Source organism: Hoylesella loescheii DSM 19665 = JCM 12249 = ATCC 15930 (genome assembly GCF_000378085.1).
Taxonomy (GTDB): domain Bacteria; phylum Bacteroidota; class Bacteroidia; order Bacteroidales; family Bacteroidaceae; genus Prevotella; species Prevotella loescheii.
The window spans coordinates 563,438-584,739 of record NZ_KB899210.1 but is presented as its reverse complement, the minus strand read 5'-3'; the positions used below and the strand labels follow the sequence as shown (position 1 = coordinate 584,739).

At 45.4% G+C, this 21,302-nt stretch carries 19 protein-coding genes; 14 read left to right on the top strand and 5 right to left on the bottom strand.

The window, feature by feature from the left end:
• Positions 1-280: 280 nt before the first annotated feature.
• On the top strand, positions 281-433 hold the full coding sequence (locus F453_RS15795; protein WP_009235665.1) for a hypothetical protein: 153 nt from the start codon (positions 281-283) through the stop codon (positions 431-433).
• Between the two features lie 125 nt (positions 434-558).
• Positions 559-2,769: a hypothetical protein gene (locus tag F453_RS0102295; protein ID WP_018966549.1), complete on the top strand. Its 2,211-nt coding sequence runs from the start codon at positions 559-561 to the stop codon at positions 2,767-2,769.
• Positions 2,770-2,902: 133 nt separating this feature from the next.
• Here the strand turns inward: F453_RS0102295 and F453_RS0102290 are convergent, their stop codons facing one another.
• The 5 genes from F453_RS0102290 to F453_RS0102270 form a co-directional block, all read right to left on the bottom strand.
• Positions 2,903-3,394 carry a hypothetical protein gene (locus F453_RS0102290; protein WP_018966548.1) on the bottom strand — a complete coding sequence of 164 codons (492 nt, stop codon included), beginning with the start codon at positions 3,392-3,394 and terminating at the stop codon, positions 2,903-2,905.
• A 15-nt stretch (positions 3,395-3,409) separates the two neighbouring features.
• On the bottom strand, positions 3,410-3,892 hold the full coding sequence (locus F453_RS0102285; protein ID WP_018966547.1) for a hypothetical protein: 483 nt from the start codon (positions 3,890-3,892) through the stop codon (positions 3,410-3,412).
• Positions 3,893-3,904: 12 nt separating this feature from the next.
• A complete protein-coding gene (locus F453_RS0102280; protein WP_018966546.1) occupies positions 3,905-4,756 on the bottom strand; it encodes an AraC family transcriptional regulator in 852 nt (283 codons plus the stop codon).
• 187 nt (positions 4,757-4,943) lie between these two features.
• A complete protein-coding gene (locus tag F453_RS0102275; protein WP_025789795.1) occupies positions 4,944-6,608 on the bottom strand; it encodes an AMP-binding protein in 1,665 nt (554 codons plus the stop codon).
• Positions 6,609-6,709: 101 nt separating this feature from the next.
• The gene (locus tag F453_RS0102270) at positions 6,710-8,374 is read right to left on the bottom strand and encodes an AMP-binding protein (protein ID WP_018966544.1); all 1,665 of its coding nucleotides are present in this window, start codon (positions 8,372-8,374) and stop codon (positions 6,710-6,712) included.
• Positions 8,375-8,995: 621 nt separating this feature from the next.
• On the opposite strand from F453_RS0102270, the gene F453_RS0102265 reads away from it, so the two are divergent.
• From F453_RS0102265 to F453_RS0102210, 12 genes are all read left to right on the top strand, one after another.
• On the top strand, positions 8,996-10,384 hold the full coding sequence (locus tag F453_RS0102265; RefSeq protein ID WP_018966543.1) for an SLC13 family permease: 1,389 nt from the start codon (positions 8,996-8,998) through the stop codon (positions 10,382-10,384).
• A gap of 164 nt (positions 10,385-10,548) precedes the next feature.
• Positions 10,549-11,526 (top strand): 6-phosphofructokinase, encoded by a 978-nt coding sequence (gene pfkA, locus F453_RS0102260; RefSeq protein WP_026292417.1) that lies wholly within the window; start codon positions 10,549-10,551, stop codon positions 11,524-11,526.
• A gap of 130 nt (positions 11,527-11,656) precedes the next feature.
• The gene (atpD, locus tag F453_RS0102255) at positions 11,657-13,186 is read left to right on the top strand and encodes a F0F1 ATP synthase subunit beta (RefSeq protein WP_009235654.1); all 1,530 of its coding nucleotides are present in this window, start codon (positions 11,657-11,659) and stop codon (positions 13,184-13,186) included.
• A 23-nt stretch (positions 13,187-13,209) separates the two neighbouring features.
• On the top strand, positions 13,210-13,452 hold the full coding sequence (gene atpC, locus F453_RS0102250; protein WP_018966541.1) for an ATP synthase F1 subunit epsilon: 243 nt from the start codon (positions 13,210-13,212) through the stop codon (positions 13,450-13,452).
• Between the two features lie 21 nt (positions 13,453-13,473).
• Positions 13,474-13,881 carry a hypothetical protein gene (locus F453_RS0102245; protein ID WP_234398227.1) on the top strand — a complete coding sequence of 136 codons (408 nt, stop codon included), beginning with the start codon at positions 13,474-13,476 and terminating at the stop codon, positions 13,879-13,881.
• A 24-nt stretch (positions 13,882-13,905) separates the two neighbouring features.
• On the top strand, positions 13,906-14,961 hold the full coding sequence (atpB, locus tag F453_RS0102240) for a F0F1 ATP synthase subunit A (protein WP_025789797.1): 1,056 nt from the start codon (positions 13,906-13,908) through the stop codon (positions 14,959-14,961).
• Between the two features lie 190 nt (positions 14,962-15,151).
• On the top strand, positions 15,152-15,394 hold the full coding sequence (gene atpE, locus F453_RS0102235; RefSeq protein WP_025789798.1) for an ATP synthase F0 subunit C: 243 nt from the start codon (positions 15,152-15,154) through the stop codon (positions 15,392-15,394).
• Positions 15,395-15,403: 9 nt separating this feature from the next.
• Positions 15,404-15,919: a F0F1 ATP synthase subunit B gene (gene atpF / locus F453_RS0102230; RefSeq protein WP_018966537.1), complete on the top strand. Its 516-nt coding sequence runs from the start codon at positions 15,404-15,406 to the stop codon at positions 15,917-15,919.
• Positions 15,920-15,925: 6 nt separating this feature from the next.
• On the top strand, positions 15,926-16,465 hold the full coding sequence (locus F453_RS0102225) for a F0F1 ATP synthase subunit delta (RefSeq protein WP_018966536.1): 540 nt from the start codon (positions 15,926-15,928) through the stop codon (positions 16,463-16,465).
• A 1-nt stretch (position 16,466) separates the two neighbouring features.
• Positions 16,467-18,056 (top strand): F0F1 ATP synthase subunit alpha, encoded by a 1,590-nt coding sequence (gene atpA, locus F453_RS0102220; protein ID WP_018966535.1) that lies wholly within the window; start codon positions 16,467-16,469, stop codon positions 18,054-18,056.
• 72 nt (positions 18,057-18,128) lie between these two features.
• On the top strand, positions 18,129-19,097 hold the full coding sequence (locus tag F453_RS0102215) for a F0F1 ATP synthase subunit gamma (RefSeq protein ID WP_025789799.1): 969 nt from the start codon (positions 18,129-18,131) through the stop codon (positions 19,095-19,097).
• A gap of 389 nt (positions 19,098-19,486) precedes the next feature.
• Complete coding sequence (locus tag F453_RS0102210) at positions 19,487-21,058, top strand: NAD(P)/FAD-dependent oxidoreductase (protein WP_018966533.1); 1,572 nt, start codon at positions 19,487-19,489, stop codon at positions 21,056-21,058.
• Positions 21,059-21,302: the final 244 nt, after the last annotated feature.

The window sequence follows — 21,302 nt, the reverse complement described above, 5'->3', positions numbered from 1 at the left end:
CCTTTGCACGTGCTTAGAAACTTTTCTGTTGTTCATGACATAAGTTAAGAGGATAACCGAACGTTAGGACAACTAAGCAATTATCTCTTTATGGCTGTTTCGGAGAGAAGATATCCAAAAGAATTTGGGCTTCGAATGTTTCGTGAAAAGGCGTAAGATTGCTTAAAGAAGCAATTTGCTGCTCATCGTGAAAAAGCCGAATGACGTAAGGAAAGAAAATTAAGAAGAGTTTAAATAGAGAATAGAAGAACTGAAGACGATTAAAAACTAACATTCTGACATGAAGAAAGAATACGTTACGCCACGCTCGCTTGTTGTTGAACAAAGCGTTGAGTTTTATTTGTTGGCTTATTCCCACGTGAAAAATGCCACAGGTGAAGACATTGAAAGAATTAAGGAAGAAGATGCCGATGATGACATCGAAGTTAATTAATTCCATCTTAAAAACAAAATAAGTAAGTCATTTATACCCGCCATTGTTCTGGCATTTCAAGTTGTTCTTTTAATATTTGGTGGGGTATATACGATTTTAAAGAAAGAATTAAACGGATACTGAATATGAAACAATTTACTTTTTTAGCCCGTCTTTTCTCGTACCAAAGCAATATTGAACGGAAAAGTGGCTTTTATAGAACTTTCTGCCTACTGCTATTACTGTGTAGCTTCACGGCCAATATGCAGTCGCAAACAAAAAAGATCATTCGTGCCTATTATAAGGGAAACGACGTCTCGACAATCGTCAATTCAGCCGATCCCGATGAAAAGCAAGTTTATCTGTATAATGTTGGTACAAAAGAATTTCTGTTGCCTGGTTCACACTGGGGTATGAAAGCTGTTTTGGGCGAGACTGGGATGGCTTTTGATGTTGTTAAGGATATGACATTGCCTTCTAAAGCTGATGCTTATAGGTTTAGAGCAAGAGGCTTACTAACCGAGGGAGGTAGCTCGTTGGCGTGGGCTGGAGAAGCTACTGGAGCTGTATATCTTGATCGCACAAATCCTGTCATATATAACATCGGCGATAAACCTCGTGTAGTTTTGATCCCAGTAAGTACCAGCGACCCCGATGCAAAGGCCTATTACGTTCACGTTTATCAAACTGGTACGTTTACCGTATCGGCATCCAAAGATACCACTTGGGCATATAGTAATGAAAAATTTTTATATGCAAACAATGCCATGGAAGAAGGTGGACGTGGCATTAGATACTACAATTCTTTGGGAGAAGCTGAGAGCAGTAAGGATTCTGTTGCGATTTGGAAACTGGTTACTTTAAAAGATCTGAAGAAAGCCATTAAAGAAACCTATGCGTATGATGAAGAACCATCGAACATAACTTTCAGCATTAAAGACCCTTGGTTGATAAGAACAAAGAAACGTGCTGAGATGTGGCAAATCGTTCCTGCAAACCTACTGACCAACGAGTTTGAAAAAGGCTACTCGGGACTGTCTAAATATGGTCCATATTTCCATGGTGAAGCGTGGGGAAAGTCGGGAAGCGTAACCCAAACTTTTACTGTTAAACATCCAGGATGGTATCTCTTAACGTGCAGTGGCTTTTATAGAAGGTCGGCAGGTAGTGATATGACCGCATATCTATTTGCACAAGATGACAATAAACAAAGTCTAGAGCGTGCTAAACAGCGTACTCCATTGTATGTGCTTAATGATGCCAATCTGACAAAATTCACCAGTGCGGATGGGGATTCTTATCTCCAGGCAGGCCGAGCATTAACCGCAGGCAAATATGCACGCAACTCTGTGATGATTTATGTCTATGGAAATGAGCAACCTAATTTCTCAACCCAATTGACCATTGGCATCAAGATTGAAGGTGCGAACGTGAAACCGTCTGACTGGGTTTCGTTCGATAACTTCATGCTACAATATTGTGGTATCAACACCATTGTGCTAGACGAAGACGAGACGGCCCCCACTTACATGCAGAAACAAATAGATCCAAACCTCTCTACCACTTTGCAAATGCAGCGTTCGTTTATCTCTGGGCAATGGAATTCTGTCATGTTGCCTTGCGATCTTACGGGCAAACAAGTGGAATTGGCGTTTGGAGCAGATGCAAAGGTATCCAAATTTAAAGGTCCAAGTTCAACACGGAAGACGCTGATGGAGTTTGAAAGTGTTCAGTTGGATGAGGACAATCGAAACAAGGTGGTGATTGAAGCAGGAAAACTTTATCTCATCAAGCCGATGAAAGAACTGGCGAAGGCAGAGAATGAATTTTCGGTTGGCGTGTATCTACCCCACGAAAAGAATCTCGAAATGAAGTTCAAGGGTACATATTTCACTGTTCCAGGCGTCACATTGAAAGCTGCTCCATCAAAGTCTACCATCGAAGAGCCATATAAGACCTCGGCATTGGACAATAACTCGCTTAGGTTCCGTGGTACGTATGTTAACCAAACGACTAAGGTTATACCAGCAGGTTCGTATGTAATGAATAAGGATGGCAGATGGTATAGAACCTCAAAGCCCCACTCGGCAAAAGGTTTCCGCTGCTGGGTAGAATCTGGCAACTCCAGTGGAGCAGGTGCAAAATTGTTGAGTATCTCTATCGATGGACAAATTGTAGATGAGGTTTTAGGCGGAGGAACTACCGACATCGACAATGCCATTCGTGAAAACGAAATGGAAAACGCCGATAAGGTGTATTCTTTAGACGGCAGATTGGTGCGTTCGGGAAAAGCTTCTCTTGATGGACTGCCTAAGGGTATCTACATCATAGGAAAGAAAAAGTATGTGATACAATAAAATCGAAGTTTGCAAAAACTTTGCAACCATTTTATATAAAACATCCTCGGAAGTATGAATATGTTACTTCCGAGGATGTTTTTTTGTTGGCTATCCAACGAAAAATGCGCCTTGTTTTCCGTCGTTATTTCGTCTAGCGTTCTCCTGTTACTTCGCTTCTTTCGTTTAAATACTTATCAACCTCTTCATTAGTTAGCATACGCAGCTGTTCAGACTTGTAGCCAACGTAGCAAGGGGTTGTGAATAAGGGCTGCATTGAAAGGCAACGCTTGTGCTTGTTGTTTTGCAAATACAGGTTTAGCTCCGTCTTTGAAGGAAATATTTTATACGCTCTTCCTCCTTTATCATTGTTGATTTCGTAGATGCCACAAGCCCTCTGCCACACCACTTCAGCAGCTCGCAGGTATAGAATGGCTATTGCCAGCGACTTAAAAGGAAAGAGGGCGCGGAACCTTCCCTTTTCGTCTACGTCGGCACAGATACATCTGCCACAGGTGTTGCATACATATTGGCGATGATGACGCAAACAAGCTTCGGGGTTAAGCAAGGGCGTTGCACGATTGTTTTCGGCATAACACTCCCTGCAACGGCCATTTATCGTGCTGTTTTCTTTTTCGTTTAGCATGTGATAAGATTTATACTATCCCGCCATTTGCAGCAATCTACCGATTTCTGCAGCGTGTGTTCGACAATAATACATCACGAAAGAGATATAGGGAACAAACACCACGATGCCCCAAAACAAACCTTTTGTTGTGGCTTTATAGTCGCCAATGCGATAGAGTGTGAAGGTTGCCCACGCTATATTGAGGGTCATGGTGATGTGCGAGAGCTGTGCAAAGACATTTGCTCCACTCCAAGTGAAGGTGAAAAGGCCCATTGTTCCGAAATAATACATCGGTAAAAGGGCGAATGGAAGCAAGGCTGTTTTCCCTTTAAGCCAAAATATTGAAAGGCAAACGAGGTAAATCAAACTTGCGGGTGAACAAGCATTGAAAGCGAGCCATTGCACAAAGCTAACTTTCAACGTGAAGAAGAAGTAGCCCGATCCTGATAAGGTGAGTAGCAATAAGGCAATGGCCAGGGTGATGCCTACGGCGTTTCTTGTTTTTGTTGTGTTCATAAAGCCATTTAATTAACGAATGGGTATATACACTTCGGTCTTTAATTTCTCTGCGGGCGTTCGGTGACAGTTGTTCAAGTACTTCTCAAACATCGGCTCATCACGCAGTTCGTATTCGCTGTTTACCAGCCATCGCATAGCTTCATCATACACGGCAGCAAGGTTTTCGTAAGGACCTTGATACGCAAACATGGCATATTTGCCGCCAGCGAGCGTCTTGCAGCTAACTCCGTCTTGGGGTTTGGCAGGTTTATGTATGGTTAGGCATACGTCGCTACGTTGTTGGTTGGCTTCGGTAACTTTTGGGTCATCATACGATATGCAAAGTGATTCGATGCCCTTAGTGAAAAGTTTCTGCGATTTCACTAAGCCCCAGAGGCGTTGGTAGGCATCATTGTAGTTCAGTGAACCATATTCTCCCATCAGCGACACGTAGACAAGGCTCTTATCTTCCAATGTTACTAGCTTTGGTGCTTTAAGTGCCAAGTTTTCATTGATAACTTCTCTTTTCATAATATATATGTTTTTATCCGTTCTGTATAGGGAGGGGGAGATGCCATATCGGTTTTTAAAGGCCTTTGAAAGCGAAGCAGGACTTTCGTAGCCAATGTTGTAGGCAATCTCTTCTACCGTAAGCGAGGTGTAACGTAGCAGTTGGGCGGCAGTCTCTATCCTTATTCGGGCGATAAAGGCGATGGGTGGTTCGCCTTTGATGGCTTTGAAAATACGACAGAAATGAAAGTCAGACAAGTTGGCTACACCTGCCAATGTCTTCACATCTATCGTTTCGTCGAGATGCGTGGCGATGTAATGGCTTGCCCTATTGATGCTTTGTATATAGCTGTTACAGGTGATAGGTTTCATACATACGTGGATTTTATTCTGAAGGCAAAGTTACAATGCTTTTCGCAAGTTCACTTTTCCTACCTTGCTAATTTGAAGAGTGGAGGGCAATTTATGTCATCCTTATCAACTCTCTCATAGTAAATGCACGAACGCCCGATTGCTCTTAACAATCGGGCGTTCGCATTTTATGCAGCGTTCTCTCGCCTTACCTTTGGTATTTAAAGCGTTTGATGCTCTTTTTAGGCGTTTTTTCAAACTCTTCGGCATGTATTTCTATGCTCGACAGTTTACAATATGCTGGCAATATGTCGTTCAGTTGCAGTCGATTTTGCTCCATCAGGTTTGCTATGTCGTCGTTGTTCAGCCCTAGGTTCTTAGCCTCTTCGAAGTCGGGGAATACCAAACCGATAAGCTTGTCGCCATCTTGTATCACCACGCTTTCTGTAACCATGGTCATGGAGTTTAGCTTGTCTTCAATCTCCTCTGGATAAATGTTCTGTCCATTCGACCCAAGCAGCATGTTTTTAGAGCGTCCTTTGATGAACACATTGCCTTCCGCGTCCATCAATCCGAGGTCGCCCGTATGATACCAGCCGTCTTTATCAAGTGCTTCACGTGTGGCTTCTTCATTCTTGTAGTAACCCAACATCACGTTCATACCACGCGCCAGAATTTCGCCAGGTATGTTTTGGGGGTCTTGACTGTCAATCTTCACCTCCATGTGTACTACAGCCTTGCCGCACGATGTTGGAACAAAGTCCTTATAATCTGCGTAGGTGATGATGGGTGCACATTCGGTTGCGCCATAGCCAACGGTAAAGGGTAGGTCGATACGTGTGAGGAAAGCTTCCACTTCACGGTTAAACGCCGCTCCACCGATGATGATTTCGTAGAATTGTCCACCGAAAGCAGCAGCCACTTGTTCCTTAATCTTCTGGTTAATCTTCTTGTTTATCACCGGCATATTAAGCAGCAGGCGCATCTTGTTGTTCTGTATCTTGGGGAAAACGCGCTTTCTGATAATCTTCTCGATAACCAATGGTACAGCGATAATCACCTTGGGCTTAATCTCGGTGAATGCTTGCGCGATGATGGCAGGGCTAGGAATGCGACTGAGATAATAGATATGGCATCCACAACAGAACTCGAAGATAAATTCGAAAGCCATGCCGTACATGTGGGCCATGGGCAAAATGCTGATGATGGAGTCGCCTGCCGATACGTGCGGACCTAGTACACCCATGGCGAAATCTAGGTTGCTCCACAAGGCACGATAAGGAATCATTACGCCTTTCGAGAAACCTGTGGTGCCGCTGGTATAATTGATGAGGGCCAATTCGTCAGGGTTTTCCTCTATATAATAGCTTACATGCTCCTTACGGAAGTACTTTGGATACTTCTTGCCAAAGATTTCGTTGAGGTGTTCGCGAGCGTAAGTAAGCTTATCGGTACGTGAAAGCACCAGCGAATAGTCGGGAATGTAGATGATTCCTTCAAGTGAGGGCATCTTGGTAGCGTCTATCGTGGTGGCAACCACATCGCCCACGAAGAGCAATTTGGCTTCCGAGTGGTTCACAATGTTATGCATCTGCTCGGCGGTAAACTCGTGTAGCACGGGTACAGCTACAGCCCCGTATGTGAGCGTTGCCAAAAAAGCCACCGCCCAGTTAGCGCTGTTGCGCCCGGCAAGTGCAATCTTGTCGCCCTTTACAACCCCGCTGTTTTCGAAGAGAATATGTAGTTTCTCTATTTTTCGCGCTACATCATGGTATTGGAGCGTCTGCCCTTTGAAGTCGGTCAGTGCATCGAGGTCCCAATGGTCCACGATGCTCTTCTGAACACAGGCGTTAAAGCTAGGTATCTTTTCCATATTTTGTATGCATTTAAACATTATACTTGGTTTGGGTGCGAACCGTTAAATCTCTATTTTCTCATTTATTTCTTAACTTCTATCGTTTGGCATGTAGGCCATCACACGTTTTGGTAGAGGTAGCGCTTGATGCTACGCTTGGGTGTCTTTTCAAACTCGGTGTCGTGTACCTTAATGGCCGAAAGCTTGCAATACGACGGCAAGATGGTGTTCAGCTCGTGGCGGTTTTGCTCCATAATGCCTTCCAAGTCTTCGGGCGAGAGGTCTAACGATGCTACTTCATCCATTTCGGGATATACCAGACCAACTAGCTTATCACCCTTTTGCACCACAAGACTCTCGTTTACCAATGTCATCGAGTTGAGTTTGTCTTCAATCTCTTCAGGAAACACGTTTTGTCCGTTCGAACCTAGCAACATGTTCTTGATGCGTCCACGTATATAAATGTGTCCGTCGGGTGCCATGGTGGCCAAATCGCCCGTGTGATACCATCCGTCTTGATCCAAAACTTGCCTTGTTGCCTCCTCGTTCTTGTAGTAACCTTGCATCACGTTGATGCCACGTGCAATGATTTCGCCAGGTATGTTCAGTGGATCGTTGCTGGCAATTCTTACCTCGACGTGTCGCACAGGTATGCCGCACGAACCTGGTGCAAACTGGCTTTGGTCGGTAAAGGTGAGTACAGGTGCGGTCTCGGTGGTGCCATACACCACGGTGATGGGGAAACCGATATCTGTAAGAAACTCTTCAATTTCCTTGTTAAGACTTGCTCCACCCACAATCACTTCGTAGACATTGCCTCCAAAGAGGTCGCGCACCATCTGGCAAATGTTATTTTTAACCTTCTTGCCTATAACTGGCATGTTTGAAAGCAACTTAACGCGACTGTTTTGTACCAGTGGAAATATCTTCTTACGTATGATTTTGTCTACCATCAGCGGCACAGCCGAGACGATGGCGGGCTTTATTTCGCTCATGGCTTCTACGATGAGCGAAGGCGAAGGCTGTCGTGTAAGGAAATGGTTGTGTGCCCCAGCGCAGAAGGCCAGTATGAATTCGAACATCTGTCCGTACATGTGGGCCATGGGTAATATACTCAATATGTTACCACCAACGGGTACATGCGGCGCCAATTCGTGCATCACAAAGTCGAGATTACCCCATAGTGCCCTGTAAGGTAGCATCACACCCTTAGAGAAACCTGTGGTCCCGCTTGTGTAATTGATAATGGCTAGCTCTTCGGCATGGTCTTGATGATAAGCCACATGTTCTTTGCGGAAGTACTTGGGGTATTTTTTTCCGAATATTTCATTAAGGTGTTCGCGTGCGAACGACAACTTTTCCGACTTGCATTCGCGCAAGGAGAAATCGGGGAGGTAAACGATGGCTTCGATGGCAGGCATCGATTCAATCGTTAGGTTTGGTGCAACAACATCACCTACAAAGATCAGTTTCGACTCTGAGTGATTGACGATGTTATAGATTTGTTCGGGTGTGAACTCGTTCTGCACCGGAACAACTACCGCGCCGTAAGTGATGATGGCTAGGTAGGCCACTGCCCAATGGGCGCTATTTCGTCCGCAAAGTGCAATCTTATCGCCTTTTACGATGCCTCCGTTTTCGAACAGTATGTGTAATTTCTCTATTTTTCGTGCCACATCGTGATATTGTAGCGTTTTCCCTTTATAGTCGGTAAGGGCATTAAGGTCCCAGTGGGCCTTGATGCTCTTCTCGATATAAGCATTAAAGCTAGGTATTTCTTTCATTGCACATATTTCTTTATCATGTGCAAAGTTACAATGTTGTTTGCACATTCCCAAAACTTCTGTGCAATTTGTGGTTTTTTTAGCCTAAAAACAAATAGCGTCTCGCTTATGGTACTTGTATGTTGAGCTAGGTTGAGAACATCTTATATTAGATAGATTATGGTAGATTGCAAGGAACTTTTAGGTATATCGCGGTGTTCCAGCTAAGATGTAACCCTGTTACACATGACATGGAACAGAGGTCCAATTGATATGGAACAATGTTCCATCATATATGTAACAGAGGTCGAAAAGGTGTGTAGCATAGCGAGTGAGCAGAAATAACTGCCTTAGGCCATATTGATGGCTTGGGGTTTTGCCCTTAACTGGTGCGCACAAACTACCTACATGCCCCATGGCTGTTTATTCGCTTGCCGATAAATGTAACTACACCTTAATTATATACGCGCGCGCGAGGGAACATTCTGTTGTTTTCAATTCTAAGGCTGCAGAGATAAAAGAAATATATCCATTAGAAGTGATTTTTAGAACTGGGCTAAACTAAAAAACGTTGAATAGTTTCTTTTGTTTTTGTTTGTTTCACAAACAATTCTTACCTTTGCGTATAAATAGTTTAAGTAAATGTCTCTGATTATCCTTTTAATCATAGTCGTTGGGTTTATTCTCATTAGTACAGAGAATGTTACAAATGTGAATAAGGCCGCTGTAGCAATCTTTGTTGGTACAGTGGGGTGGGTGTTGTACGTGTCTTACGGAACAGATTTTGTGCAGCTGATGCACAAACAGGCCTACACCGACTTCCTTGATGGGGGAGTGCACACAAGTCAGGCGGTGAAACAGTTCATTGCCCAAACCATATTTTTGCGCTATGTGGGTAAGGCTTGCGAGATTGTGTTATTCTTGCTGGCAACAATGACCATCGTAGAGATATTGAATAACAACGGCTGTTTCGACTTCTTGGGTATTTGGGCACGAACCCGTGACAGCAAGAAGCTGTTGTGGATGATGATGCTCATTGTCTTTGTGGTATCGGCCAACTTGGATAATCTCACCACAACGGTGATGGCCTTGACACTAATTCACCAAGTGATATCTAATAGGCGCTATCGTATGATCTACGGCAGTGTGGCTGTGATAGCGGCCAATATGGGCGGTGCGCTCACGGTTATTGGTTCGCCCGAAGGCTTGGTGCTATGGAACATGGGTGCGATAACCGCTTCTAACTATTCGTTGAGCATGGCTTTGCCCTGTATTGTGGCTTGTGTTGTGCCCACTTGGTTGCTGTCTAGGGCTTTGCCCGATCGTATCGATATCGAGTTTTTGCGGCTTCCTTACCGTGGCGACGATACCAAACTGAACGTTTGGCAGCGCCTTGTGATGTTTGTTGTAGGTATTGGTGGCCTGTGGTTTATCCCCACATTCCATAACATCACTAAACTAAGCCCTTTCCTCGGCGCACTTTGCGTGTTGTCGGTGTTGTGGGTTGTAAACGAGATATTCAACCGTAAGTTGCTTACTACTGGCGAAACGATACACCGGCGCATTCCGCGCGTTTTGCAATATGGGTCTATGCAGATGATATTGTTCGTGTTGGGTATCATGCTTGCAGTGGGTGTGGTCAACGAAACAGGCTTTTTCCGCCAGGTAACAGCCTATATTGACAGCCAAACGCCTAATATTTGGCTCTTTGGAGTTGTCAGCGCAGCCATCAGCAGTGTGCTCGACAGCTTCGTTACAACCATGTCGGCTGTGTCGCTTCATCCCGTGTTGTCGAGCGATAACGCCGAGCTCACGTCCTATTCGGCCAACTTCGCCCAGAACGGAGCTTACTGGAAGATGATCGCTTTTGCAACAGCTGTGGGAGGAAACATACTGCCGATAGGTTCAATAAGCGGCTTGGCGTTGATCAGAACAGAACGCATGCGCGTGGGATGGTATTTCGCCCATGTGGGTTGGAAGGTCCTTTTGGGAGGTATCTTGGGTATGGCGTTGCTTTGGTTCATAGCGTAATAAACAATAAGAATTTGTTTTCGCTAAGTTAACAGCTAATGCGCAGATGAGCATCACGGCTTATTAACTGGTCAACCAGTTAGCTCGCTAACGATTTAAAAAGAATATATCTCTACACCTTATTATATATAGGCGTGTAGAAACTAGATAAAGTTATCAACATAATGACAAGAATAAAGACGATAGGTATACTCACATCGGGTGGGGATGCACCAGGAATGAACGCTGCCATACGCGCTGTGACGCGCGCAGGCATTTGTAATGGGTTTAACATAAAAGGCATATACCGTGGTTTTGATGGACTTATAAACGACGATATAAAATCTTTCACCACCGAAAACGTAAGTGGCATTATTATGCAAGGTGGTACAATATTGAAGACCGCACGTAGTAACGACTTCACCACAGAGGAAGGTAGGCGCAAGGCTTACGAAAATATTGTGAAGGAAGGTATAGATGCGTTGGTGGTAATAGGCGGTAATGGCTCGCTAACTGGTGCAAGAGTGTTTGCGCAAGAATATGATTTGTGCTGCATCGGATTGCCAGGAACCATCGATAACGACCTCTATGGTACAGATTCGACCATTGGTTATGACACGACGATGAATACAATCGTAGATTGTGTAGACCGTATTCGTGATACGGCACAGAGTCACGAACGTATATTTTTCGTTGAAGTGATGGGGCGTGATGCTGGATTTTTAGCACAAAACAGTGCGATAGCAGCTGGTGCAGAGGCTGCTATCATACCCGAAGACTCGACGGACGTAGACCAGCTGGCACGGTTTATGGAGCGTGGTATTCGTAAATCGAAGAAAAGTTGCATTGTTATCGTGTCAGAAAGTCCTAAGTGTGGCGCGCTGTATTATGCCGATCGTGTAAAGAAAGAGTTCCCCGACTACGATGTGCGTGTATCTATCCTTGGGCATTTGCAACGTGGCGGTAGACCGACTGCTCACGACCGCATCTTGGCTAGCCGAACGGGCGTGGGCGCAATAGATGCGATCTTGCAAGGACAACGCAACGTAATGATTGGTGTTCGCAACAACGAAATTGTTTACGTGCCGCTTTTGGAGGCAGTTCGTAGCGATAAGCCGTTTGATAAGAAATTAATCACCGTTTTAGACGAATTGAGCATATAAATTGGACAAAGTCAACGACAGAATGTAATTCTATCGTATTAAAATGGTAGAACATTTTGGCATTTCCGTTTTTTATAGTTACTTTTGTCCTGTTATAAATAAGGAAATTTAATAAACAAGATATCTGAATATGTCAAACATAGAAGGACACATATCGCAAATCATTGGTCCAGTTATTGATGTTTACTTCGACACGAAAGGCCAAGAAGCAGAAAAAGTGTTGCCAAAGATACACGAAGCCTTGCGCATCGTTAGGCCCGACGGCCGTGAACTGATAGTAGAGGTTCAGCAGCATATCGGCGAAGACACGGTGCGCTGCGTGGCCATGGACAATACCGACGGTCTGCAACGCCACCTTAAGGCAACTCCTTTGGGTAGCCCCATCACTATGCCAGCTGGCGAACAGATAAAAGGGCGTATGATGAACGTTATCGGCAAACCTATTGATGGTATGTCGGAGCTGAACATGGAGGGTGCTTACCCCATCCATAGGGAAGCGCCAAAGTTCGAAGAGCTATCTACCCACAAGGAAATGTTGGCTACGGGCATCAAGGTTATCGACCTCTTGGAACCCTATATGAAGGGTGGTAAGATTGGTTTGTTTGGTGGTGCTGGTGTTGGTAAGACCGTTCTTATCATGGAACTAATCAATAACATCGCCAAAGGACATAACGGTTATTCGGTATTTGCTGGTGTTGGAGAACGTACACGCGAAGGTAACGACCTTATCCGAGATATGATCGAGTCGGGCGTTATTCGTTATGGCGACAAGTTCAGGAAAGCAATGGAGGAGGGAAAATGGGACCTCTCGCTTGTTGATCCTGAAGAATTGCGCCAGTCGCAGGCAACACTTGTATATGGTCAGATGAACGAACCGCCAGGAGCACGTGCTTCTGTGGCCTTGTCGGGACTAACGGTTGCTGAGGAATTCCGCGACCATGGCGGTAAAGATGGCGAACCGGCAGATATCATGTTCTTCATCGACAACATCTTCCGCTTTACCCAGGCAGGTTCGGAAGTTTCGGCTTTGTTGGGCCGTATGCCTTCGGCTGTGGGTTATCAGCCTACATTGGCCAGTGAAATGGGTGCTATGCAAGAGCGTATCACGTCTACTAAGCGCGGCTCTATTACGTCTGTTCAGGCCGTGTATGTACCTGCCGACGACTTAACCGACCCTGCTCCTGCCACCACTTTCACACACTTGGATGCCACAACAGAGCTTAGTCGTAAGATAACAGAGCTAGGAATCTATCCAGCCGTTGATCCATTGGGTTCCACTTCGCGTATTCTCGACCCGCTGATTGTGGGAAAAGAGCACTACGAATGTGCGCAACGCGTGAAGCAAATACTGCAACGCTATAAGGAATTGCAAGATATTATCGCCATCCTTGGTATGGATGAGTTGAGCGACGAAGATAAGCAGACCGTAAACCGCGCACGTAGGGTGCAGCGTTTCCTCTCTCAGCCGTTCACCGTTGCCGAGCAGTTTACTGGCGTGAAGGGTGCGATGGTAAGCATCGAAGACACCATTAAGGGTTTCAACATGATACTCGACGGTGAAGTTGACGATCTTCCCGAGCAGGCTTTCTTGAACGTTGGTACTATCGAAGACGCCATCGAGAAGGGTAAGAAGTTGCTCGAAGCTGCAAGTGCGAACTAATTTTTGTGTAAAAGCACGTGTCTATGCTCAAATTGATTATTGTTTCTCCAGAAAAGCAACTTTATCAAGGCGATGCCCAGAGCGTAAAAGTTCCTGGCAGTCTTGGTGAGTTTGAGATACTCGACAACCATGCACCCATCATCTCTTCGCTAGAAGTTGGTAAGGTGGTTTATGTCACTGGCAATGGAGAAAGACAAGAGTGTGCCATTGTTGGAGGCTTTGTCGAAGTACAAAAGAACGTCGTCTCCTTATGTGTGGAGGTGTAACGTTTCTCTATGGATAGTGCTATGGACGAAAGACAAGTAGGCAAATACAAGTGGCGTTACATCTGCCAGAGCTTTATTACGCTAGGGTTATTGGCGGTAGGTGTATATGGCGTTGCCGATTTTTGGCTTGATTATGACGCCGTGTTGCCGTTGCTGGTTAGTTCGGTGGTTTTCTTAACCATTGAGTTGGCCGACATCTTGATTTGGTCGCGTGTGATAAGTAGAGCACCAGAAAACCTTTCCACCTTTTTCATGGGTGTATCGGGGTTTCGCATGCTACTGTGTGTGTTGGTCTTTTTCATGTACTACTTCGTGGTAGACAGACAAGCGATGTTACTCTTTCTCTGTATTTTCGCCCTGTTTTATGTGGCGATGCTTGTACACCACACGTTGTTCTTTTCGGGCAACAAAGGTAAGTCGGGCACATAATGCCTATATATAATAATGTGTATAATGAAAAAAATAAGGTATATATCACTTCTAATGCTGCTGTTTTTCTCTTCGTTGTCGCTCTATGCGACTAACAACGGAGAGGCAGACAAGAAGGAACTTGATATTCCAGAGATTGTGCTCGAACACTTGTCGGACGCTTACGAGTGGCATATTGCCACGTACGAAGGCAAGCATTTGAGCATACCCTTGCCCATCATCGTTAGAAGTAGCGAGACGGGTGAATGGTATGTGGGCACAGCTCACAACCTTCCGAACAACTTCTTCTTCGATGCTCAGCATCATGGGAAGATTTATGAGCGGCATGCTGATGGTTCAACGACGCGTCCTTTAGACCTAAGTGTAACCAAGGCTGTAGCTCAGATATGGATTGTTGTAGTGATTTTGCTCACCGTATTTTTGTCATGCGCTCGTTGGTATAAGAAAGCTGATGAGAAAAGTGCAGCTCCAAAGGGGTTTGTTGGCTTGATAGAAATGTTCGTAATGTATATTCACGACGACCTGATAAAGCCTGCGGTGGGTGAACGGCATTATAAGCGTTATGCCCCCTTCTTGCTTACGGTGTTCTTTTTTATCTTCACTTGTAACCTTGTTGGGCTTATCCCTGTGTTCCCTGGCGGAGCAAACGTTACGGGTAACATCAATATAACGATGTTCTTGGCAATTACCTCGATGTTGGTTATCAATATCTTTGGTAATAAAGAGTATTGGAAAGAGATATTTTGGCCTGAAGTGCCAATGGCCTTAAAGTTCCCTGTTCCCCTAATGCCAGTGATAGAGCTGTTCAGTATCTTCACTAAGCCGTTTGCATTGATGATACGTCTCTTCGCCAATATGATGGCAGGACATGCTATTATATTGAGTTTTACTTGCGTGATATTCCTTGGTTGGAGTATGGGAGTTGGCTACGGACTTGGCTTGAGCTCGCTTGGTATAATCATGTTGCTTTTCATGAACTGCCTCGAACTGCTAGTGGCATTCGTGCAGGCATACGTGTTTACGATGCTTAGTGCTGTATTTATCGGCATGGCTCATAAGGAACACCACGCTGCCGAATAACTTTCGCCCATCGTGTGACCTCGTTTAGAACGCAGGTAGCTTAAAAAAGCCGCTATTTATACACAACATAGCGAAATAAATAACATTGCAGCTGCGTGTCATCAACAACCTTGGTGCGGTAGCAGTAACATTTTTATCGAATAAAATAATTCAAAGAGTATATAAACAATTAATAAAAAGAATAAGAACTATGATTATTACAACATTATTGGCTGCCGAGGGTCTGGCTCAGCTAGGCTGCGGTATTGGTGCAGGTATTGCTACAATTGGTGCTGGTTTAGGTATTGGCCGCATTGGCAGTAGCGCAATGGACGCTATTGCTCGTCAGCCCGAAGCCACGAATAAGATACAGACAAACATGATTGTTACCGCTTCTTTCATTGAGGGTTGTGCTCTCTTTGCTATTGCAGCGTGTGCATTCTTGATTAAATAAAGTAACCGAATGGAGAATTTACCATCAATACTAACGCCCGACTTGGGCTTGCTCTTTTGGATGCTCTTGGCGTTCTTGGTGGTTTTTGTTGTTCTTGTAAAATACGGTTTTCCTGCTATCATTAGGATGGTTGAAGGCCGTAAGACATACATAGACGAAAGTCTGCGCAAGGCTCATGAGGCGTCAGAACGGCTAGAAAACATCAAGCAAGAAAGCGAACAGATTCTTCAGGAGGCGAGAGAGAAACAATCACTCATCTTGAAGGAGGCTACCCAGACGCGCGAAGCCATAGTTGAGAAAGCTCGACAGGTGGCTCGTGAAGAGGGTGCGCGTATGCTCGAAGAAGCCAAAAGGCAGATAGAGGTAGAGAAACAGAATGCTATCCGCGAAATCCGCACACAGGTAGCTGAACTTAGCGTTCAGATTGCCGAGAAGGTTATGCGCGAAAACTTGGCGTCCAATGCTCAGCAGATGTCATTGGTTAACCGTTTCTTAGACGATGCTTTCTCTGTAAATCCCAACTAAACGAGTATGGATATAGGGTTAATAGCTGTTCGATACGCACGTGCATTGCTCAAGGCCGCCATCGCAGACCATTGCCATGAGGAAGTGTATCACAACATGTCGAATCTGTTGGAATGTTATTTAAGCGTTCCCGAGCTTCGTCCAACGATATGCAACCCCATGTATTCCAGGCCAAAGAAGCAATCTGTGGTGCTGGCGGCATGTGGAACGCCCACTGTCGAACTAACGAAACGCTTCATCGCTTTGGTGATGCGCGAGGGTAGGGAAGACGTGTTGCAATTCATGGCCTCGTCTTTCATCAACCTGTATAGGCAGCATTTCAACATCACAAGTGGCAAAATCACTACCGCTGTGCAGCTCTCAGCTGAGGTGGAACAACGTATGCGCCGCTTGGTAGAAGAGCGTACACAGGGCAATGTTGAGTTTACCACAGAGGTAGACCCTGCAATCCTCGGCGGATTTGTGTTGGATTACGACACCTATCGTATGGATGCCAGTGTGAAGAGCAAACTTAATCGCATTCTAATAGAATTAAAAAACAAGTAACATGTCTGATAAAATAAGGCCCAACGAGGTCTCCGAGATATTGTTCCAACAGCTTCAGCAAATCAACGATGGGCAGGATTTTGACGAGATTGGCACTGTCCTCACCGTCGGTGATGGTGTTGCACGCGTCTACGGACTGCGTAATGCCGAGGCTAATGAATTGCTAGAATTCGAAAACGGAACCATGGCCATCGTCATGAACCTGGAAGAAGACAATGTTGGATGTGTGCTTTTGGGCCCAACCTCTGGTATTAAAGAGGGACAGGTAGTAAAGCGTACGCACCGCATTGCCAGCATTCGGGTGAACGACAACATGCTTGGGCGTGTAATCAACCCCTTGGGTGAGGCTATCGACGGACTAGGCGAAATCGATTTGACAAACGCATTCGAGATGCCACTTGACCGTAAGGCGCCTGGCGTTATATACCGTCAACCCGTTAAGGAACCACTTCAAACAGGACTTAAAGGTGTTGACTCGATGATTCCCATTGGTAGGGGACAACGTGAGCTTATCATTGGCGACCGCCAGACTGGCAAAACGGCCATCGCTCTCGATACGATCATCAACCAAAAGAGTTTTTACGATGCTGGCAAACCTGTGTATTGCATCTATGTTGCCATTGGCCAAAAGGCCTCAACGGTAGCAACCTTGGTGCAAACGCTGAAAGAGCGAGGCGCGTTAGACTATACCATCATCGTGTCGGCAACAGCTGCCGACCCCGCTGCGATGCAATATTATGCACCGTTTGCAGGTGCAGCCATTGGCGAATACTTCCGCGACCGTGGTGAACACGCCCTAGTTGTATACGATGATTTGTCTAAACAAGCTGTGGCATATCGTGAAGTGTCGCTCATTCTTCGTCGTCCGTCGGGTCGTGAGGCTTATCCCGGTGACGTTTTCTATCTGCATAGCCGCCTTTTGGAACGTGCTGCGCGCATAAACGACCAGCAAGAAGTGGCCGAACAGATGAACGATCTACCCAAATGCCTTAAAGGTCATGTAAAGGGAGGCGGTTCGTTAACCGCGCTTCCTATCATTGAGACTCAAGCAGGCGACGTTTCCGCTTACATTCCAACCAACGTTATCTCCATCACCGATGGTCAGATATATCTGGAGACCGACCTTTTCAACCAAGGTTTTCGCCCTGCCATCAACGTCGGAATATCGGTTAGCCGTGTAGGTGGTTCTGCTCAAATCAAGAGTATGAAGAAAGTGGCCGGTACGCTTAAAATCGATATGGCCCAGTATCGTGAGTTGGAGGCATTCTCAAAGTTCTCTAGCGATATGGATGCCGTTACTGCGATGACCTTGGATAGAGGACGAAAGAATACGCAATTGCTCATTCAACCCCAGTACAGTCCTATGGCTGTGGGCGAGCAGATCGCCATCTTGTATTGCGGAACACGCGGTTTGATGCACGATGTACCCGTAGAACAGATTCGCGAATGCCAGACGCTGTTCCTCGACAAGTTGCGTTCAACCCACCAATCCACCATCGATTTCTTGGCAAGTGGTGAACTGAACGACGAAGCATGCAGCGTACTCGAGTCTGTAATGGCCGACATCGCGGGTCAATTCCAACAAGTTTGAACATTTAAGGATTGGCATCGTCCCACCTCACCGCAACGTGAGGCGGACGCGCCATCCTTCAATACATAGCGTATGCCTTCATTAAAAGAGATAAAGACACGAATAGCCTCCGTTAACAGCACACGTAAAATAACGAGTGCCATGAAGATGGTGGCATCGTCAAAGCTGCATCATGCTCAACAGATGATTGAGAACATGTTGCCTTACGAGAACATGTTAGAGCATATTCTCAAGGCTTTTCTCGCGTCAATGCCCGAGGCTCACACGCCATTAAACGTGGAGCGCAAGCAGCTTAAGCGCGTTGCGCTTGTGGTTTTTTCCAGCAACAGCAGCCTGTGTGGTGGCTTTAACGCCAATGTTACTAAGCTTATGCAACAGGCAGTGGCACACTATCGTGAGCAAGGAGTAACCGAGATCGTGGTTTACCCTATTGGCAGGAAAATTGCCGAGCAAGCTATAAAGATGAAGTTGCAGGTTCGTGGCGACTTTAATCATTTGGCCGAGAAGCCTAATGCACATCAATGTGCAGACATCGCCAAGGAATTGGCAGACCAATATGCAGCTGGCGAACTCGATAAGGTAGAGCTCATTTACCATCATTTCAAAAGTGCAGGCTCACAGATTTTGACTAGGAGAATCTTCTTGCCTATCGATCTTACCACCGAATTGGGACGTTTTAACGACCGCGATCTCAGTTCAAATGTGGTTACGGCTAAGGCGCAAGAGTATCTAAAGAAAAAAGCTGCGACGGAACAAAAGAAAAAAGAGCAGGCAAAACCCCTGAACGACAATTTCCTTGTTGAGCCAGATATGGAGACAATCCTAACAACGCTCATCCCTAAGGAGTTGAACTTGATGGTGTACACCGCCTTACTTGATAGTAATGCCAGTGAGCACGCGGCGCGAATGGTGGCTATGCAAACGGCCACAGATAATGCCGACGAATTGCTTAGAGACTTGAACTTGCAGTATAACAAGAGCAGGCAGCAAGCAATTACCAACGAATTGCTCGACATCATGGGTGGTAGCGTCAACAATTAATTGTTCAGTTGTGCCCTTTTGGCCTTTAATTATGTTTGGCAACTTTGCGCCTTAGTGTCCTTGCGACTTTGTCGTAACGGCGGTTAATGCGTGAAGTTGTCAATCTTTTGTTTTTAGTCCTAGCTCTCAATTATCTCCAATGGCTTTTAGTATTTTAATCCAACTTACTGATAGCTTTTATTAAAAATGTTGGTAGACTTCATCAATTGAAAATGCAGAGCAGGCAGTTGAATAAACAATAAACGATTAACGGGATAACAAAATAACAATACGACTTTGAAAGAATGCATGTGATTCTCTCGCAAAGTCTAAAACCAACCACTATAAATGCATGTAGTTTATAGCTCCCGTCTTCAATCATTTTCATTCATATATTTTCCTTTCCCACAATGACATACGAATATCAATTGCGCTTGTTGCCTCAACAGGCATATACCGAAGATAGCATACGCGACTATGTAGCACACGAAAAGGGACTCGATGTACGAACCATTACCCACGTTCAGGTGCTAAAACGAAGCATCGATGCGCGCCAACGCACCATATTTGTTAATCTCTCGGTGCGTGTTTTTATTAACGAGTTACCCGAAAAATTAGAATATCAAGTCGTAAATTACCCCGATGTGTCCCATTGTCCACAAGCAATCGTTGTCGGTGCAGGACCAGGTGGATTGTTTGCGGCGCTCCGTTTGATCGAACAAGGTATTCGTCCCATTGTCGTTGAGCGAGGTAAAAGCGTTAACGAGCGCCATCGCGACCTTTCGCTTATTACCAAAGAACAAAAGATTAACCCTGAAAGCAACTACTGTTTTGGTGAAGGTGGTGCTGGTGCTTATTCAGATGGTAAGCTATATACTCGGAGTAAGAAACGCGGCAATGTAGAGAAAATTTTAAATGTGTTCTGCCAACATGGGGCTTCCACATCCATCTTGTCAGACGCCCACCCACATATCGGCACCGACAAGCTGCCGAAGGTAATCGAGGCAATACGCAATACCATTATCAATAGTGGGGGCGAAGTGCACTTCCAAACAAAAATGACCGCCTTCTTGATGGATAATGACCAGGTGATAGGCATACAAACCGTTAATAGTTTGACGTCCGAAGAGCGGCCTTATAAAGGCCCGGTTATCCTAGCCACTGGTCATAGCGCCCGCGATGTGTACCAATATCTTGCCACGGCAGGCATCCCCATCGAACCTAAAGGGTTGGCAATAGGCGTAAGGCTCGAACATCCATCAGCCTTAATAGACCAAATTCAGTATCACAACAAGAACGGACGAGGCAAGTATTTGCCTGCTGCCGAGTATAGTTTTGTTGCCCAATCGGCCGAAAGAGGTGTCTATTCGTTTTGCATGTGCCCTGGTGGCTTTGTCATTCCAGCAGCAACCGAACACGAACAAATCGTAGTCAATGGCATGAGTCCAGCCAACCGAGGTTCCAAATGGTCGAATAGCGGCATGGTGGTTGAGGTAAGACCCGAGGATGTTGAAGGCGACGACGTGTTGAAAATGATGCATTACCAGCAATCTATAGAACACGATTGTTGGGTGAATGGCAACCGTAAGCAAACCGCTCCCGCACAGCGAATGGTGGATTTCGTTAACCGCAAGCTAAGTTACGACCTGCCTCGAAGTAGTTATTCGCCAGGACTTATATCTAGTCCGTTGCATTTTTGGATGCCCAAGCACATCGTTTCGCGTTTGCAAGAGGGCTTTCAGAAGTTCGGTCGAAGCAGTCATGGCTTCTTGACCAACGAAGCAGTGCTCATTGCCACCGAGAGCCGAACCTCTTCTCCTGTACGAATTATGCGCGATAGGGAAAACTTTCAACATGTTAGCATAGGTGGTTTGTTCCCTTGTGGCGAAGGTGCAGGCTATGCTGGTGGTATCGTTTCGGCTGCCATGGATGGTGAACGCTGTGCCGAGATGTGCGCCGCTTATGTCAAGGCGATTAACTAGACTGCGACCGTTATCCTCATATCCCATCTTATTAAATTAGCGTTTATAACCCCAAAAGTAAGTATCTGGACATAATTAAATCAACTGTCGTGTTGCTATAGATGCTTTGTACTTTTGTTCCATGTCACATGGAATCCTTTTCCATGTGATATGGAACCCTGTTCCAGATGACATGGAACAGGGTTCCATCATAGCTGTAATTCGACAAAAGAAGTAAAAGCTTAATGCTAATTCTTAATTCGTT

Coding starts and splice junctions, on each gene's coding strand:
- F453_RS15795 (WP_009235665.1), top strand. CDS start 281: ATGAAGAAAGAATACGTTACGCCACGCTCGCTTGTTGTTGAACAAAGC.
- F453_RS0102295 (WP_018966549.1), top strand. CDS start 559: ATGAAACAATTTACTTTTTTAGCCCGTCTTTTCTCGTACCAAAGCAAT.
- F453_RS0102290 (WP_018966548.1), bottom strand. CDS start 3,394: ATGCTAAACGAAAAAGAAAACAGCACGATAAATGGCCGTTGCAGGGAG.
- F453_RS0102285 (WP_018966547.1), bottom strand. CDS start 3,892: ATGAACACAACAAAAACAAGAAACGCCGTAGGCATCACCCTGGCCATT.
- F453_RS0102280 (WP_018966546.1), bottom strand. CDS start 4,756: ATGAAACCTATCACCTGTAACAGCTATATACAAAGCATCAATAGGGCA.
- F453_RS0102275 (WP_025789795.1), bottom strand. CDS start 6,608: ATGGAAAAGATACCTAGCTTTAACGCCTGTGTTCAGAAGAGCATCGTG.
- F453_RS0102270 (WP_018966544.1), bottom strand. CDS start 8,374: ATGAAAGAAATACCTAGCTTTAATGCTTATATCGAGAAGAGCATCAAG.
- F453_RS0102265 (WP_018966543.1), top strand. CDS start 8,996: ATGTCTCTGATTATCCTTTTAATCATAGTCGTTGGGTTTATTCTCATT.
- pfkA (WP_026292417.1), top strand. CDS start 10,549: ATGACAAGAATAAAGACGATAGGTATACTCACATCGGGTGGGGATGCA.
- atpD (WP_009235654.1), top strand. CDS start 11,657: ATGTCAAACATAGAAGGACACATATCGCAAATCATTGGTCCAGTTATT.
- atpC (WP_018966541.1), top strand. CDS start 13,210: ATGCTCAAATTGATTATTGTTTCTCCAGAAAAGCAACTTTATCAAGGC.
- F453_RS0102245 (WP_234398227.1), top strand. CDS start 13,474: ATGGACGAAAGACAAGTAGGCAAATACAAGTGGCGTTACATCTGCCAG.
- atpB (WP_025789797.1), top strand. CDS start 13,906: ATGAAAAAAATAAGGTATATATCACTTCTAATGCTGCTGTTTTTCTCT.
- atpE (WP_025789798.1), top strand. CDS start 15,152: ATGATTATTACAACATTATTGGCTGCCGAGGGTCTGGCTCAGCTAGGC.
- atpF (WP_018966537.1), top strand. CDS start 15,404: ATGGAGAATTTACCATCAATACTAACGCCCGACTTGGGCTTGCTCTTT.
- F453_RS0102225 (WP_018966536.1), top strand. CDS start 15,926: ATGGATATAGGGTTAATAGCTGTTCGATACGCACGTGCATTGCTCAAG.
- atpA (WP_018966535.1), top strand. CDS start 16,467: ATGTCTGATAAAATAAGGCCCAACGAGGTCTCCGAGATATTGTTCCAA.
- F453_RS0102215 (WP_025789799.1), top strand. CDS start 18,129: ATGCCTTCATTAAAAGAGATAAAGACACGAATAGCCTCCGTTAACAGC.
- F453_RS0102210 (WP_018966533.1), top strand. CDS start 19,487: ATGACATACGAATATCAATTGCGCTTGTTGCCTCAACAGGCATATACC.